We start from the raw sequence: 17,350 nt of genomic DNA, 5'->3' as shown, positions 1-17,350 counted from the left end.
GTGAAAGCGACAAAAGTGTTCCAGGCGATTGATACACATACAGGTGGAAACCCAACGAGGACCATCATTAACGGAATGCCGCCATTAAAAGGAAAGACGATGTCGGAAAAAATGCTTCATATGAAAGAAGAGTATGACTGGGTCCGGACGTTTTTAATGTATGAGCCGCGCGGGCATGAAGTTATGTCCGGGGCGATTCTGACTGAACCATGCGACCCGCGGGCGGACTTCGGCGTCGTTTACATTGAGACGGGCGGGTATTTGCCGATGTGCGGGCATGACACAATCGGTGTTTCGACGGCGCTCGTTGAAGCGGGGATCGTTGATATCCAAGAACCAATGACGAAACTGAGGTTCGACACGCCAGCCGGTTTAGTTGAAGTATCCATTCGTATCGAGAACGGAAAAGCGAAGGAAGTGACGTTTTGCAATGTTCCTGCGTTTTTATTAAAACGTGTTGAAGTAAATGTTCCAGAGCTTGGCATGGTCGAATGCGACATTGCGTATGGCGGAAATTTCTACGCCATTGCCGATGCGCGAAAGCTCGGGCTCGACTTAGTTCCTGCAAACGCTTTAGCGATTGTATCGACTGCTGTCCGCATTCGGGATGCGATTAATCGGTCAGTCGAGGTCGTTCATCCGGAAGCCCCATTTATCCGCGGGTTAACGCATGTCGAATTTTACACTGACCCGACGAACGAACAGGCCGATGTGAAAAATACGGTCGTTGTTCCCCCCGGAGGAATCGACCGCTCGCCATGCGGGACGGGGACGTGCGCAAAGATGGCAACATTGTATGCACATAATGAACTGAACGTCGGCCAGTCCTTCGTCCATGAAAGCATCGTCGGCTCGTTATTTAAAGGGAAAATTGTGAAGACGACGAAGGTTGGCGAGCTTGACGCCGTCGCCTGTGAAATTACGGGCTCGGCATGGGTGATGGGGATGCATCAATTTTTCTACCAGCCCGAAGATGAATTAAATGACGGCTTTCTTTTAATTCCGCCGATGAAAGACCATTAGAAAGGGGGATGTGGGAATGCAATTCAGCGGGCACTTTTCAACGATTGACGCGCATACGGCGGGGGAACCGCTACGAATCATCACAAGCGGCATCCCTTTTTTAAAAGGCGAAACGATGTTAGAAAAAAGAATGCAGTTTGCAGAGCATTTTGATCATATCCGGCAACAATTAATGTACGAGCCGAGGGGACATCACGGCATGTATGGATGTGTCGTGACGCCGCCAGTGAGCAGCAATGCTAATTTTGGTGTTTTATTCATGCATAATGAAGGCTTTAGCACGATGTGTGGCCATGGGATCATTGCTGTTGTAACCGCGCTCGTTGAAACGGGCCAGCTCCATGTGAAGGGAGCGGAGGAGCCAATCATTATCGATTCGCCTGCCGGACAGATCGTTGCTTATGCAGATTGCACTGGAAGTGAAGTGAAATCCGTTACGTTTAACAATGTCCCTTCGATTGTTTTTGAAAAGGAGCATGTACTCGAGTCGAACGTAAAAGCGGAAATCGCCTATGGCGGGGCGTTTTATGTCATCGTTGACGCGAAAGCCTTCGATGTACGCATCGAAATTGAACAACTGGCAAAAATCCAGCAAATCGCCAAACAAGTTAAGGAAGAAATCGAAAGAAAAGTAATTGTCCAGCATCCGCTCGAAAAGGAAATCAACGGCATTTACGGGGTTATTTTTACAGATGAACCGCAAAAAGAAAATTCGGATATGCGCAGTGTTACGATTTTTGCGGATCAGCAAATCGACCGCTCGCCGTGTGGTACAGGAACGTCAGCTCTCCTGGCCAGCCTCTATGAAAATGGGAAACTACAAGAGGCGACCCCGTTTGTCAATGAAAGCGTCATCGGGAGCCAATTTGTCGGAACGATAACTGGGACCGCGAGAGTGGGCGATTTCGAAGCCGTTATCCCACAAATTAAAGGCCGCGCGTTCATCACGGGACTTCATCAATTTTTCATCGATCCAGATGATCCGCTTAGTGCGGGGTTTTTATTAAAGTAAGCTGATCAATAAAGTTGATCGATCATTTCTAGTTATTTATCGATCAATTTTGGTAACTTATCAATCAATTCAACTATTAAAAAGGAGGATGGATATGTATACAAAATTTAAAGGCGCTTATCCTGTCATCGTTACACCGATGAACGAAAAGGAAGAAATCAACTGGGCGGGGTTGAAAAATAACATCGAATATTTTGTAGGTGAAGGCGTGGCAGGCCTAGTCGTAAATGGAAGTACAGGGGAATTTGTCAGCTTAACGAAAGAGGAACGGTTTCAAGTCGTTGAAACCGCCGTCAAACAAATCAATGGCAGAATTCCTCTTCTCGTCGGAACGGCCGCAGAAACGACAAAAGAAGCGATCGAGTATACCCAGCAAGCGGAAGCAGCCGGCGCTAGCGGGGCGCTATTGATCAACTCGTATTACGCTCACCCGAAAGAAGAAGAAATTTATGAACATTTTAGAGCGGTCGCCGAATCGGTCAGCTTTCCAATCATGATTTACAACAACCCCTTTACGTCAGGCGTCAATATAAGCACGGAAACGATTCTCCGTGTAGGCCGTGACACCGAAAACATTACCCATGTAAAAGAATCAAGCGGCGATATTCGCAAAGTCAGGGACATTTCAAGACAAGGAAAAGGGCATATTGAAACGTTCGCTGGAGCGGATGATTTAGTATTGGAATCACTGCTTGTCGGGGCGACAGGGTGGATTTCGGTAGCCGGGAACGCCGCGCCCAAAATCGTGACAGAACTCTTTGACGCTGTACAAACGAACGAAATGGAAAAAGCATGGGAACTGTACGACCGAATATTGCCGCTTTGCAGCTTTATCGAAGAGTCAGGAAAATATGTGCAAATCATTAAACGGGTCATGGACGTAAAAGGATTGGCAGGCGGGCCGTCCCGTAAACCGCGTTTGCCGCTAACTGCCGAAGAAGATGCAAAGCTGCAAGCAATTTTAGATGACCTATTCGTCTCGCAAAAATAATTTAAAAAATGGAGGGAATCGCGATGTTAACGACAGAAATGAGCTTAAAGCCAAAAGTGAAAGCGTTTTTAGAAGGAAAATTGGAGCTTTTTATCGATGGCCAATTTGTGCCGTCCGTTTGCGGGAAAACCTTTGAAACATTAAATCCAGCGACGGAAGAAGTGCTTGCGGCCGTAAGTGAAGCGCAGGCAGAGGATATTGATCTGGCCGTTAAAGCTGCCCGAAAGGCATTAGAAGATGGTCCGTGGCCTAAATTAAGCACGGCTGAACGGGCCCACCTTATTTATAAGCTCGCGGATTTAATTGATGAAAACAAAGAAGAACTCGCCCAGCTTGAGGCGTTAGATAACGGTAAGCCGTACGAGCTGGCGCTTAGTGACGACATTCCAGGAACGGTCGAGCATTTCCGGTATTTTGCCGGATGGGCGACGAAAGTGCTCGGGCAAACGATTCCGATTTCCCCCGACTATTTAAATTACACTCGTCATGAACCGGTCGGCGTCGTTGGGCAAATCATCCCGTGGAACTATCCGCTGCTAATGGCGGCATGGAAATTAGGGGCCGCACTTGCGACAGGCTGCACCGTTGTATTAAAGCCAGCAGAACAAACGCCGCTTTCTTTGCTTTATACAGCGAATTTGTTTAAAGAAGCGGGCTTTCCGGACGGCGTCGTCAATTTTGTCCCAGGCCTTGGCCAAACAGCGGGAGCCGCGCTTGTCAATCATAATGATGTCGATAAAGTTGCCTTTACAGGTTCGACCGTCGTCGGCAAGTCAATCATGCGCCAGGCGGCCGACTCGGTAAAGCATGTGACGCTAGAACTTGGCGGAAAATCACCGAACATTATTTTAGAAGACGCCAATTTGGATAACGCAATCAAAGGTGCATTCAATGGCATCATGTATAATCACGGACAAAATTGCAGCGCCGGTTCACGTGTGTTCGTCCATCGAAAGCATTATGACGATGTCGTTAAGAAGCTGACGGAGATGGCGAACAACGTTAAATTGGGACCTGGGCTCGACTCCTCTACGGAAATGGGGCCACTCGTCTCTAAAGAGCAACAAGAACGCGTCCTGCGCTACATTGAAAAAGGAAAAGCTGAAGGGGCAAGGGTTGCGGCAGGCGGCGAAAAGGCATTTGAAAAAGGGTACTTCGTCAAGCCGACCGTTTTTGCCGATGTGACGGATGAGATGACGATTGCGAAAGAAGAAATTTTCGGCCCGGTCGTCGCCGTTCTCCCGTTTGATGATGTCGAAGAAGTCATCAAGAGGGCGAACAATACGCCGTATGGACTTGCGGCCGGTGTGTGGACAGAAAACATTAAAACGGCGCACTATATTGCCAATAAGCTAAAAGCAGGAACGGTATGGATCAACGACTACAACTTAGAAAATGCAGCTTCCCCATTTGGCGGCTTTAAGCAATCTGGAATCGGCCGGGAAATGGGATCGTATGCGCTCGATAATTATACTGAAGTGAAAAGCATCTGGGTGAACTTAATGCAGGACTGATTTCGTCACGTATTTTGCCTCCAGTCCTCATTTTTGTTCTTTTGATTGGTTCTATGGGACAATTTTCGTCTCTGGACCGCATTTTTGTCTTAGAGACAGGTTCTGCCGGACAAATTTTTGCCTCGGAACGAGGTCACTGAAAAAGTCCAAGAAATTTTCAAAAATGCTTTTTCCTAAAAAATACATCCCCACTTTGGTAAGCGAAATGCATTGTAAACACGATGCTATCCCCCACTTCCTAAGTGAAAAATACTGTTTTTTTGGGTTTTGGTTTTTCAAAAATTTTAGTTTTTTATTAAAAGGAACTTTTTCAGTGGCTTCCCTCGGAACCGTATTTTTGTCCATGAGCTGGGTTTTATTGGACATGTTTTCTTCTCCACACCGTATTTTTGTCTTTACATCGGTTCTATTGGACCAAACGATCGGCGGGGGGATCCCCGTTGGTCACGATAACAATCGGACCATTCCGATTCTCAGGAGAGTGATGCTTAATGCCAGCACAAGGGAAATTTAAACGTCAACTTTCATTGTCGGACCTAACGTTCATAGGATTTGGCGCGATATTCGGTTCGGGATGGCTTTTTTCAGCCAGCCATGTCGGAGAGCTGGCGGGGCCTTCAGGAATACTGTCATGGGTTATTGGCGGTTTTGCGATCCTATTATTGGGCCTTGTTTACTGTGAGCTTGGCGCTGCCATTCCACGGGCCGGAGGGGTTGTTCGCTATCCAGTATATTCTCATGGGCCGCTCATCGGATACCTGATCGGATTTATAACATTGATTGCCTATTCAAGCTTGATCGCCATAGAAGTGGAAGCGGCCCGGCAATATGCGGCGGCGTGGTGGCCGGCCCTGACGCAAAAAGGCACGAGCCTGCCGACACTTACCGGATGGCTTGTCCAATTTGCTCTATTGGTCGTTTTTTTCTTGCTTAATTATTGGAGCATCAAGACGTTTGCGAAGTCGAATACGATTGTGACGATTTTCAAATTTTTCGTTCCGGCCCTTACGATTATTGTTTTGCTAACCCAGCTGAAGTCGGCTAACTTTTCCATTCACGGGTTTGCCCCATCCGGCTTTTTCGGAATCGAGTCGGCCATTTCAACAGGAGGCGTTATTTTTGCCTATTTAGGGTTGACACCGATCGTTTCCGTTGCAAGCGAAGCGAAAAATCCACAGCGCACCATTCCGATTGCCCTTATTTTGTCCGTTGTTCTCTCAACGATCGTCTATGTGCTTTTGCAAGTTGCTTTCCTCGGAAGCATTCCGACAGACATGCTCACGAGGGGATGGGCCGGTGTCGGAAAGGAATTCAGCCTTCCTTTTAAAGATATCGCTGCTGTGCTTGGCATCGGCTGGCTCGCTTTTATTATCGTATCCGATGCCATTATTTCGCCAAGCGGAACTGGGAACATCTATATGTCGACAACGCCAAGGGTCGTTTATGGCTGGGCCCGCAGTGGAACCTTATTTGAAATTTTTGCAAGAGTAGACGAAAAGTCGGGCATTCCCCGTCCGGCCGTGTGGTTGTCGTTCATCATGTCGGTTTTCTGGACGTTGCCATTTCCGTCATGGGAAGCGTTAATCAGCGTCGTTTCTGCAGCGCTCGTGTTAAGTTATGCGATTGCCCCGATTGCAGCAGGAGCATTTCGCCACAATGCTCCTGACTTGCCGCGTCCGTTTCGTTTAAAAGGAATGGCCATTTTCGGTCCGCTTTCCTTCATCATCGCTTCCTTTATTGTCTACTGGTCGGGCTGGAATACGATTTCCTGGCTGCTCGGTTCGCAGCTTGTCATGTTTGTTATTTATGTATTGTTTAAAAAATGGGTGCCGGCAGACGTCGTAAGTTTTGCCCAACAAGTGAAATCTTCCTGGTGGCTCGTCTTTTATTATGGGGCGATGATCGCCATCTCGTACTTTGGGCTTTTCGGAGGGACGAAGGCGCTTGGCCACCCATGGGACTTAATTATCGTTACGGTCGTTTCGCTTGTCACGTATTACTGGGGGAGCCGTACCGGTTTGCCAGAGGCCGTTTTTGACGATGACGATGTAGAACAGCTTGAACATGTCCAATCGACAAAAAATGTTGGATAATAGGTCTTTATAGGAACGCTTGACCTTGATGACTCGTTATATGATGAGGAGAATAATGCGGACAGAGGGAGTCGGAAAAGAGGAAGAGTCCCATTAAAATAAGCCGGAAATTATTCGGTACAGCAAAGGGGAAATTGAACGGTTGAGCGATTCCGTTGCAATTAAACTAAATGGGGAAGAATTTGCCATGATGGATAGCTTATTGATTTTACATGATTTACGAGAACCATTAAGAAACCCCTGGAGGACATTTCTTCCAGGGGTTCGGGCTGTTTTCACGGAGCACAAGCGCCCTACAGCGCTTGGTTTTATTCATGAGGATTTATATGAAACGTCAAGATTGCCGGCTTCATAAAAAGCGATTTTTGATTGGTTGTATTCTTTCGTATAGCGGTTAAAGGTTTTGTTAAGATTTGTTATTTCTTTGTACTTTTCGTTTATCTGGTCAATATGGCTTTTGTAATCTTTCGTATTTAAGTCTTTTTCTTTAAAAAGGCTGTATAACGATTCATTTAATTCAATCGCGTCTTTATACGTATCGTACATTTTATTGTACGTTTTGTACCTGAGGTTCATAGACGAAGTGACCTTTTTCGCTTTTTGTTGAAGTTTTTGATCGTCGAGATCCGGAACGATTTCATTGATTTTTTTAAATTCCTTATATGATTTGCCGAACGCTTTCTTTTCTTTCTGAAGGAGCTGTTTTTGCTTATCGGCCAATTCGTCAGCTTCTTTAAGCAAGAAATCCATTTTCTCGTTATTGATTGAAAGCGAAAGGAGCTCGTTATATAGTGATCGTTCTTTTTGATGCAGCTTCATCAGCGATTGTTGCTGTTTCACAAGGTCCTTTTCTATCGTTGCGGATTTTTCAAGGTGAATATAAACCCGGGCAACGCTTTTATCTGTCGATCCGCAGCCTGATAGAATAAAAGCAACCATTGTTACAAGCGAAATAGCAAAAAGGACTGTTTTAGCGGATTGCGGCTTCATGCTGTTAAATACTTCCTTTCTTTTAAACGGTAGTTCAAAACGTCCGGAAAAAATTCCGACGAATCGAATCAAAGGCTTGCTTTTATGCTTTCACGTATTTATTTCATACGCTGTTGCACCTGCATCTACAAGCTATGCTTCGTAGACGGCTTCCTTGGTGCAAGGCAGCAAAGAAGTAAATCGTGTGGTAGTCTTGCTCAAAGCTACCCCGCCTTGATCTTCTTGGCGCTTTTTGTCCTCCTTTTTGGACTTTTTAATAGGGCTAGAACCGTACGCATGGCAACGATCATTGCACTGGAAAGTGAAGGGAGCTTGTGAATCATCAATTTTCTTCATAGCGTATCCGTTTTGTTTTAAATAGGCTAATAGCTTTGGCAAATATTGAATCGTCTGGCCCCGGTCATGCAATAAAATAACAGGAACTTCCCCTGCGCTTCTTTTTAATTCAATCGACCGAATGACGTGTGTGACATAAGCCGGGCTATTTAATTCCCAGTCCCGGCTATCAATGTTCCAGTCCCATAGTTTTAACCCGTGTACGTTTACAGCAGAGCGGTAAGAATCGAGAAAATACGGAATGCTGCCGTACGGGGAACGGATCAAGTGAGATTTAACGCCCGTAATTTGCTCTAAAATCTTCTGATCATCCAGCATTTCTTGCAGTGCACTATCTTTCGAACGATAAAATTGGCGGGGATCATGGGTCATCCCATGTAGTCCAACACCAAAGCCTTCTTCTACCATTCGTTTCACCGCTTCAGGCCGTTCTTTCATATGTGGACCTAACATGAAAAAAGTAGCCTTTGCCCCGTATTTATCTAATGTATTAAGCAGTTCCTCGACATCTGCCGAAGGGCCGTCATCGAATGTTAAATATACTACTTTTTCATTCAGTTGCCTGGCTGCTAATTCTTGCTTTTCAACCTGGATGGAATGAGCGATGGCTGTTCCTTCTAGATCTTTTTTCGGCTGAACGATTGGCTGAAAGGTTGCTGCTTTTTCAGGCGGACCCTGTTTTTCAATCACTTTGGCAGCTGCGGCATCATCGTAATGGCTAAACCCGAAGTAAACAGCAAATGAGACCAAAAACGCAAATGTTGCGATGGGTACAATTATGCGGATTTTTTTCTTTTTCATTTCGATCACCTTCATTTTCTTCTTCCAGTTTAAGTATAAGGGGTAAAACTTTCAAAGGGGTAACAAAAAGGTTACAAGCTTCTACATATTTCTGCTTCTTTTGACCTACATTGTTTAAAAGAATGGTTTGTTTAAAGTTTAATAGACCTGTCCATACTGATGATAGATTATGAGACTATTAAGCTTTTGGAGGGGACAGAGATGAAGAAGCGAATCGCTATTGGAATCGTTGTAGCTTTTGTACTAACTTTTGCACAGCTTCCATTCGCTGAAGCTATCGCTAAAACGAATCATCAAGTGGTTGTAACCGCAGATGTATTAAATGTGCGCCTTGGTCCAGGGGAAAATTATAAAGTAATTGGCCATTTGAAAATGGGGTCAAATGTGAAGGTGATTTCAGAAAAAGGAATGTGGGCGCAAATTTTATATAAAAAGAAGCCAGCCTGGATTGCAACAGGATACGTACGAAATGCTGTTGACAAACCGGTAAGCAAAAGGGTAGGGGTAGTAAGTGCTTCCTCCTTAAATGTCAGGAATAAGCCCAGTTTAAATAGTAAGGTGTTAACGGCGCTAACAAGCGGGACGAGAGTAACGATCCTGCAAGAACAAGGAAATTGGTTCATGGTAGAAACCGGTCATCCTATAAAAGGATGGGTAGCAAAATCGTATGTATCCTTTCAAAAAGGAGTAGCCACAGTTTCTGATTTAAATGTACGCACCCTTCCTGGAATTGGGCATCGCATTCTCGAAAAACTATCGAAAGGCGCAACTGTTACGATTTTAACGGAAAAACAGGGCTGGTCGAAAGTAAAAACGAAGGCGGGAACGGTTGGCTGGGTTGCGAACCGTTACCTTCAAGCAGGGGAAAGCAAGCAGGCAACTGAACAAAAACGGTCGGCAAGCAATGAGCAGCAAACGCCAGCGGCAAACAAGCGGCCATTTGAACAACAAAAACTGGGGAGAGCAGATGGGGCACAAAAAAAAGCAGAACAAACGAGAGAGCGGCAAAATCTTTTAAATCAACGATCATCTATAGCAAAAGCAAAAGCACCAGAAAGCAACTCAGCAGAAACGTTAAAAGGAAAGACGATCGTGCTCGACCCGGGGCATGGCGGGCGTGACAGCGGAGCGATTGGAGATAAGTATAAAACGTATGAAAAAGACATTACGCTTTCTACGGCTAAATTAACAGCCGAACAATTGAAAGAAGCCGGGGCCCATGTTGCGATGACGCGGGACTCAGACAAGTATATCCCGCTGCATGAACGGGCGATGAAGAGTGTTCGTGCAAGTGCAGATGCGTTTGTTAGCATCCATTATAATTTCTGTGAAAAAAATGCCTGTCACGGGTTAATGTCGTTTTATTATTCAAAAACGAAAGATATGCCGCTCGCCCGGTCGATCCAACAGCAAATCACCCAGTCAACCGATCTGACTAATTTGCACGTTCAATTTGGCGACTTACAAGTATTAAGAGATAATCGAAAGCCGGCCGTTTTAGTCGAATTGGGCTTTTTATCCAATCCATCCGAAGAAAGGGTCATTCGCTCAAGATCCTATCAAGAAAAAGCCGCATCTGGCATTGTTCAGGGGTTGAAGGCTTATTTCCAGAGCGGGAAAAACTAGAGAAGCATGAAGATGGAGCCCTGATTCATCTTGAAAATAAGGTTAGGCAGAAGGCTGTTGCTATAGGATATCGATGGCAACAGTCTTTTTTTAATGGATTATTCGATTCCATCCCGAAGATAAATACGGAATGGGCTGGCTATGTTATGAGAAATGTACTGTATCCATATAACGAAGCTGGAATTTAAAGGAGCAATGACCGCCGCAGGGGATAGGTTAATTAAAGGTAAAAGCAAGAGAATAATAGGAAAAAATTGACTTGCGAGAGATTACATTTTATTCTAAATAGTGTGAAACAAGCAGATCAATAAGAAAGCATGCCCGTCAACCTGGTTGGCGGAATGGCCAGATGAAGAAAGGAGGCGGCTTATGAATGGAGAAAATGCCGATTGATTGAAAGATGGCTACCTATGGCTCTTCATATTTCGTCGATGAACATTGAAACGGAGGGAACTTTAGGATGACGATGACAAAAGTATTTCATCTTTTTTCGCCCGAATATAAATCTGATCCTTATGGAACACTGGCGTATTATCGGGAACATGACCCTGTCCATGCCTTTCAGCTTGAGCGCTTTGACCGCCCCGCCTGGCTTATTACCCGCTATTCTGATGCCGTTGCCTTATTGAAAGACACCCGTGTGACAAAAGATTTTCGCAAATTGATGTCAGAAGAACAATTGAATGAATTTAACTCAATTCCAGAAATGGAGTTGATCTCTAATCATATGCTGGCAAAAGATCCTCCAGATCATACCCGTTTGCGGACATTGGTCCATAAAGCCTTCACTCCTAAAATGATCAGTGATTTGCGCGGCCGTATTCAGGAAATTGCGAACGAATTGCTTGATAAGATGGCAATGAAACAAGAAGTGGACCTTCTAAATGAATATGCCTTCCCCCTCCCCATGACCGTCATCTCAGAAATGCTTGGAATTCCGGAGAAGGACCGGGAGCAATTCAGAATGTGGTCCAATGTAATCATCGACGTTTCCAACAAAGAAGAACAGCAGGAAGCAAATCCGTATATTAAAGAATTTGTAAATTATTTAGAAAAACTGATTGAAGAGAGAAAAGAACGTCCTCAAAGCGATTTGGTCAGCGGGCTGGCTTTAGTTGAGGAAGAAGGAGAGAAGCTGACAAAAAATGAGCTGTATTCTATGATTTTCTTGCTGATCATAGCCGGTCATGAAACGACAGTCAATTTGATTGGGAATGGAACACTAGCGCTCCTTGAGCATCCAGACCAGCTTGAGAAATTGCGCGCGCAACCGGAACTCATACAAACGGGGGTAGAAGAGCTTTTGCGGTACACCAATCCAGTTGAATTCGCCACTTTCAGGATGGCTAATGAAGACTTTGACCTGCACGGCAAAAAAATAAAAAAAGGCGACGCGATCATGATCGGAATCGCTTCTGCCAACCGTGACCCTTCATGCTTTGAAAATCCCGATTCCCTTGACCTTACAAGAAAAAGCAACCAACATATCGCATTTGGATTCGGCATTCACTATTGCCTGGGGGCACCGCTCGCACGGCTGGAGGGCCAAATTGCTATCAATTCTCTGATTCAGCGATTCCCGGAGATGTGCCTGAATGCATCCATTGAAGAGTTGAAATGGCGCAGCTCTCTCATTCTTCGTGGCCTGGTCGAATTGCCAGTTAAATTATGGGGTTAATCCTTAAAGACATTGACCGTTCATTCAAAATCGCTGATAAGGCGGTTTTTTTTTATCTAAAAATTTAAAAATACTATTGATGAAATTTTCGGAATTGTATAAACTAAAATTGAAATCGATTTCAAGTTCTCACCAATCAAACTAGTTTAGGAGCTTGGAAAGGAGGATGACTTGGCAACAATAGCTGATGTGGCAAAATTAACTGGTTTGTCGCGTTCCACCGTATCCCGGGTCATTAATCATTATCCTCATGTATCAGAAGAGAAAATACGGCTCGTTCGCGATGCGATGGAACAACTCAACTACTACCCCAATGCTTCAGCACAAAAGTTAAGAAATCAAAAAACGGATACGATCGCTGTGCTTGTCCCGCTCTTAACCAATCCTTTTTTTGCATATTTACTTGAAGGGATTGATTCGGTCGCGACAAAATATAACCTCCAGCTGCTCGTTTGCCAGACGAAACATGACCGTGAAAAAGAATGGAAGTTTTTAAGCCTTCTTAAAACGAAACAAGTGGATGGGGTGATTTTAACAGCGATTGAAAATGAATGGGACAAGCTGACTGAATTTATTGAGGACGGGCCGATCGTCCTATGCAATGAATACGAAAAGAATGCCCATGTGCCAACGGTCGGGCTTGACCAGGTTTACGGAGGCTACATAGGTACAAAGCATTTAATTGAGAAAGGCCATCAACATATCGCCCATTGTCGCGGAAGAATGATAAGCGAGCTTTCTTCAGACAGGGAAGCTGGTTTCCGCAAAGCGTTAAATGAACATGGCTTAGCAGCACGTAAAGAATGGATGTTTGGCGATGTGAGTGACATCGAAGGCGGAAAGCGGGCTGTAAGGGAAATACTTGCGATGAAAGAACGCCCAACGGCAGTATTCACCGGCAGTGACCAGGCCGCTGCAGGCATGATTTCAGAAGCAAAACGCCACGGCTTGCGTATTCCGGAAGATCTCGCGGTGCTCGGTTTTGACGACCAGCAAATTGCCACAATAACAGACCCGCCTCTTACGACCATTAAACAGCCGATTGAAGAGATCGGGCAAAAAGCGATGGAACTGATGATTGACATCATTATCTATAAAAAAGATGTAAAAGCTCCTAAGATTAGGCTTCCTTTTAAATTGATAGAAAGAGGTTCAACTTGAATTGAGAACGATTTCAATGCTGCGGCCAATTTGGAGACAGGCTGCCAATATAGTTGAACCAACTACACGCTAAGGAGGAAAACAATGAAGACGTTTAAGAAAGCAACACTATTGCCGCTAGTTATGTCTCTTTCACTCGCTCTAAGTGCATGCAGCTCAAATGATTCGGATAAGAAGGCGGATGGTGACAGTGGCAATAAAGGGGACAATAAAAAAGTAACGATTGTCTATGCCCGCGGAAAAGATGTGACAAAAGGCACGGCGAAAATGGTTGAAGCATTTGAAAAATCTCACCCGAACATTGATGTGAAGTTTCGCGAAATGCCTTCCGACACCGGTCAGCAGCATGATGCGTATGTGACCGCTTTTAATGCGAAATCTTCTGAAATCGATGTCATTGACATGGACGTCATCTGGCCGGCAGAATTTGCCCAGGCAGGTTACGTCATGCCGCTTGATCGCTTTATCCAGCAAGATGGCATTAAGCTCGACGAATACAATCAGGGAGCGTTAGCCGCCGCTCAGTTTAACGGGAAACAGTGGGCGCTTCCTAAGTTCATCGATGCTGGCCTTCTCTACTATCGAAAAGACCTCGTAAAGGACGATCAAGTTCCGAAAACGTGGGACGATTTATTAAAGCAGGCTAAGGAGCTGAAAGGAAAGGGCGGCACAAAGTTTGGCTACGTCATGCAGGCGAAGCAATATGAAGGGCTCGTATGTAATGCGATCGAATTCGTTGCCGCTTACGGAGGCAAGTTTATCGATGAAAAAGGCGAAGTCGCCGTTAACAGCCCTGAAACGATTAAAGGATTAAAGAAATTGGTTGAAGTTGCAAAGTCAAATGCTGTTCCAGGGAATGTGACAACGTTTACCGAAATTGAATCGGATACGGCATTTATTGAGGGACAAACGGTATTCTTGCGAAATTGGCCATATGAATACGCCAGCGCCAATGACAAGGAAAAATCAAAAATTGCTGGCAAAGTCGGCGTCGCTCCGCTTCCTGCCGGAGATAAAGGTTCAGCTGCAGCGCTCGGCGGCTGGATGGCCGGCATTAACAAAAATACAAAGCATCCGAAAGAAGCCTGGGAATTCTTAAAGTTCATGACCGGAGCCGAAGGGCAGAAGATTGATGCCATTTACGGCGGGCATGCGCCAACCATCACGAAGCTTTATGATGATCAAGACGTCATTAAGGCGAACCCTACATTCGGCAATAAAAACTTCCAAAAAGGGTTAGAGGCTGCTGTACCACGTCCGGTTGCGCCAAACTATCCGGAAATTTCCGAAATCATCCAAATTCATGTATCGAACGCCATTGCCGGAAAAGAAACGGTAGAGCAGGCTGTGAAAGCGATGGACAAAGAAATGAAAGAAAAGCTAAAGAAATAATCAACCCGGGTGTCAGCTTATAAACCGACAGGGAAGACTGGAATCGGCGAATCGCCGATTCCGACATCCGCTTTCGTACAAAAATTTTTTTAGCAAGTTGGTCTAAAAGGCTGACACCTTTTTTTAGAAAATGGAAGGAGTGGGGAAATGAAAAGCGACATCCAGCCAGGCCGCGATCCGATTCACTCTGTAAAGACAAACACCTCGAAAAGAAAAAAACGATCTGATAAGCTTGCTGCTTATTTACTCGTTCTGCCTGCCCTTATTTTAATTCTTGTCATAGCGATATGGCCTGTTTTGCAATCATTTTATTTTAGTTTATTTGACTTGAGGCTGAATAATCCGACGAAATCGTCTACCCACATTAATTACAGCCTCGATTTGGATCGTTATTTAAACAACTATCCGTTTTTAATCGGAACGATCGATAGTGAAATCCGAAGCGGAAATGCTCCCGATCAACTGCAGAAAATAAAAGAAAGGCTACAGCAAGTGGACCGCGAGATTCAGCAAGATCCTACTGTGAAAAAAAGCTACAATGCGGTCAATGAGAAGCTGATGAATTTTCAGCAAGTACCGTCTGATCTAAGTATTGTAGACGTCGATCGTGACACGGCAAAAAAACTGATGAAAGAGGTCACGGCGATTGCAAATGAAGTGTCCGCCCTGACAAAAGAAACAACGTTCAAGCAAGGGAACAAGCTTAAAGGACTTGCTTCTGGCCTGGATGATTCCTTCGTCGAGCCGAATTACATAGGCTTTAAGCATTATACGGAAAACCTTTCAGGGAACAGAATGTGGAAAGCCATCAGCAATACGGTCATTTTCACGGTTATATCTGTATTTATTGAATTGGCCATTGGCCTTGCCATTGCATTGTTGATCAATAAAGCGTTTTTCGGGCGCGGGCTCGTCCGGGCGAGCATTTTAATCCCATGGGCGATTCCAACGGCCGTCTCGGCATTAATGTGGAAATATTTATATGACGGGCAAAACGGGGTCGTTGCGAAGTTGTTTGAGAAGGTCGGACTCGTCGATCATATGACGAACCTTCTGACAACTGAAACCGGATCATTTTTTTCCGTTATCTTTGCGGATGTATGGAAAACAACACCGTATATGGCGTTACTGCTGCTCGCTGGACTGCAAACGATTCCGGCGTCGATGTATGAGGCCGCAGCGATTGATGGAGCGGGAAAATGGAAGCAATTTTTGACGATTACCCTGCCGCTTTTAAAATCCAGCATATTAGTCGCCCTTTTGTTCCGCACGCTGGATGCATTCCGCGTGTTCGACCTCATTTTCGTATTGACCGGCGGGGGTCCGGCGAACTCGACGGAGACCATTTCCGTCCTTGCCTACAAAGTAATGTTCTCACAAACTAATTTCGGAGAAGGGTCGGCATTGTCGGTGATCGTCTTCATTTGTGTTGCCATCATCTCTATGATCTATATTAAATTTCTCGGAAAGGATTTGCTTCAGGATGGGGCGAAATAAGGGGGTGTACGGATGAAAAAGAAAGCAGGTGTGCCATTTTATATCTTTCTTGTTGTCTTCGTCTTTGTCGTCATGTTCCCTTTTTTATGGGTGCTGGCGAGTTCCATTAAACCGGCGACTGAATTGTTTGGGGACAAAGCTTTTACGCCATTTACAGACCACCCGACATTTAAAAACTATGTATCTGTATTTGCGAATCACCCATTTTTACGCTATATGTGGAACAGTTTTGTCGTTGCCTTTATTACGACGGTTTATACCGTGTTTGTCGCCTCGCTCGCTTCATATGCAATCGCCAGGCTCGATTTTAAAGGGAAAACCGTCATTCTCGGGCTCGTCCTGTCGGTTTCGATGTTTCCGCAAATCGCGACCATATCCCCGATTTATATTTTCTTGAAAAATGTCGGCCTTACGAATTCTTATATGGGCTTGATTATTCCGTATACGACCTTTGCCTTGCCGTTATCGATTTGGATTCTCGTCACCTTTTTCCGCAAGATTCCGTTTGATCTTGAAGAAGCGGCAAAAATGGACGGAGCGTCATTAATGCAAACATATTGGAAAGTCATTATGCCACTGGCAGTTCCAGGCATTTTCACGACAGCGATCCTCGTCTTTATCGCATGCTGGAATGAGTTTCTCTTTGCTCTGACCATCAATACGGAAGAAAAGTTCAAAACCGTGCCGGTCGGAATCGCCATGTTCCAGGGACAATTTACAGTTCCATGGGGCGAAATATCGGCTGCAACCATTATTGTCACGATTCCGCTCGTCATCCTCGTCCTTTTGTTCCAGCGCCGCATCATTTCTGGCCTGACCTCAGGAGCGGTGAAAGAATAAAAAAACAATGGGTAAGCCTGCTCCACTTAGCGGGCTTACCCTATTTTTTTAAAAGTTCCCCTTTAGCTAAGAAAATTATAGAAAGAAAAAATTTCCCATTATTTTCGGACAATAAACTTTGCATTTTGGGTAACAAACGTTCACAAATACATAAATCAAATAAGTATGATATTTTACTAGGTTACTGATCGACTTGTCTTTCTTTTCCTACCAGGTAGCACAGCGCCATCCAGAAACGATAATTTTAGTAAGAACGTCTTAACACAAATAATTGTATAGGTAGAAAGAATCATTTTGTCCTATAACCATACGCATAGAAAAACATTTTGCTATAATTAGGAAAAAGTAAAAGTTTCCCTATTTTACACGGCAGGTGTACATATATGATCGATAATG

The 17,350-nt window shown here is 44.8% G+C and carries 14 protein-coding genes; 12 read left to right on the top strand and 2 right to left on the bottom strand.

The window, feature by feature from the left end:
• The 6 genes from WD019_RS09420 (at position 1) to WD019_RS09395 (ending at position 6,633) form a co-directional block, all read left to right on the top strand.
• Entirely contained in the window at positions 1 to 1,023 is a 1,023-nt protein-coding gene (locus WD019_RS09420) for a proline racemase family protein (protein ID WP_425711312.1), read from the top strand.
• Positions 1,024 to 1,039: 16 nt separating this feature from the next.
• Positions 1,040 to 2,035, top strand: a complete 996-nt coding sequence (locus WD019_RS09415; RefSeq protein ID WP_425711311.1) for a proline racemase family protein — start codon at positions 1,040 to 1,042, stop codon at positions 2,033 to 2,035.
• A 94-nt stretch (positions 2,036 to 2,129) separates the two neighbouring features.
• Positions 2,130 to 3,026, top strand: coding sequence for a 4-hydroxy-tetrahydrodipicolinate synthase (gene dapA / locus WD019_RS09410; RefSeq protein ID WP_425711310.1), 897 nt, complete (start codon positions 2,130 to 2,132; stop codon positions 3,024 to 3,026).
• Positions 3,027 to 3,049: 23 nt separating this feature from the next.
• Positions 3,050 to 4,540: an aldehyde dehydrogenase family protein gene (locus tag WD019_RS09405; RefSeq protein ID WP_425711309.1), complete on the top strand. Its 1,491-nt coding sequence runs from the start codon at positions 3,050 to 3,052 to the stop codon at positions 4,538 to 4,540.
• 313 nt (positions 4,541 to 4,853) lie between these two features.
• Positions 4,854 to 5,054, top strand: a complete 201-nt coding sequence (locus WD019_RS09400) for a hypothetical protein (RefSeq protein ID WP_425711308.1) — start codon at positions 4,854 to 4,856, stop codon at positions 5,052 to 5,054.
• On the top strand, positions 5,032 to 6,633 hold the full coding sequence (locus WD019_RS09395; RefSeq protein ID WP_425711307.1) for an APC family permease: 1,602 nt from the start codon (positions 5,032 to 5,034) through the stop codon (positions 6,631 to 6,633). The genes WD019_RS09400 and WD019_RS09395 overlap by 23 nt, the downstream gene beginning before the upstream one ends.
• A gap of 312 nt (positions 6,634 to 6,945) precedes the next feature.
• On the opposite strand, the gene WD019_RS09390 is transcribed toward WD019_RS09395, so the two are convergent.
• Entirely contained in the window at positions 6,946 to 7,623 is a 678-nt protein-coding gene (locus WD019_RS09390) for a YkyA family protein (protein WP_425711306.1), read from the bottom strand.
• Positions 7,624 to 7,755: 132 nt separating this feature from the next.
• On the bottom strand, positions 7,756 to 8,760 hold the full coding sequence (locus WD019_RS09385; protein ID WP_425711305.1) for a polysaccharide deacetylase family protein: 1,005 nt from the start codon (positions 8,758 to 8,760) through the stop codon (positions 7,756 to 7,758).
• A gap of 201 nt (positions 8,761 to 8,961) precedes the next feature.
• Between WD019_RS09385 and WD019_RS09380 the strand changes: the two genes are divergently transcribed.
• The 6 genes from WD019_RS09380 to WD019_RS09355 all read left to right on the top strand — a co-directional run bounded on the left by WD019_RS09380 (position 8,962) and on the right by WD019_RS09355 (position 16,954).
• Positions 8,962 to 10,386 carry an N-acetylmuramoyl-L-alanine amidase gene (locus tag WD019_RS09380; RefSeq protein WP_425711304.1) on the top strand — a complete coding sequence of 475 codons (1,425 nt, stop codon included), beginning with the start codon at positions 8,962 to 8,964 and terminating at the stop codon, positions 10,384 to 10,386.
• 460 nt (positions 10,387 to 10,846) lie between these two features.
• Positions 10,847 to 12,064: a cytochrome P450 family protein gene (locus WD019_RS09375; RefSeq protein ID WP_425711303.1), complete on the top strand. Its 1,218-nt coding sequence runs from the start codon at positions 10,847 to 10,849 to the stop codon at positions 12,062 to 12,064.
• A gap of 171 nt (positions 12,065 to 12,235) precedes the next feature.
• On the top strand, positions 12,236 to 13,225 hold the full coding sequence (locus WD019_RS09370) for a LacI family DNA-binding transcriptional regulator (RefSeq protein WP_425711302.1): 990 nt from the start codon (positions 12,236 to 12,238) through the stop codon (positions 13,223 to 13,225).
• A gap of 84 nt (positions 13,226 to 13,309) precedes the next feature.
• Positions 13,310 to 14,617 carry an ABC transporter substrate-binding protein gene (locus WD019_RS09365; RefSeq protein WP_026679003.1) on the top strand — a complete coding sequence of 436 codons (1,308 nt, stop codon included), beginning with the start codon at positions 13,310 to 13,312 and terminating at the stop codon, positions 14,615 to 14,617.
• Between the two features lie 147 nt (positions 14,618 to 14,764).
• On the top strand, positions 14,765 to 16,114 hold the full coding sequence (locus WD019_RS09360) for a carbohydrate ABC transporter permease (protein ID WP_425711301.1): 1,350 nt from the start codon (positions 14,765 to 14,767) through the stop codon (positions 16,112 to 16,114).
• Positions 16,115 to 16,126: 12 nt separating this feature from the next.
• On the top strand, positions 16,127 to 16,954 hold the full coding sequence (locus WD019_RS09355) for a carbohydrate ABC transporter permease (RefSeq protein ID WP_026679005.1): 828 nt from the start codon (positions 16,127 to 16,129) through the stop codon (positions 16,952 to 16,954).
• Positions 16,955 to 17,350: the final 396 nt, after the last annotated feature.

This window comes from Fictibacillus sp. Mic-4 (genome assembly GCF_049843615.1).
Classification (GTDB): domain Bacteria; phylum Bacillota; class Bacilli; order Bacillales; family Fictibacillaceae; genus Fictibacillus_A; species Fictibacillus_A gelatini.
Note: the sequence above shows the minus strand (reverse complement) of the source record. Positions and strands in the feature narration are given on the sequence as shown.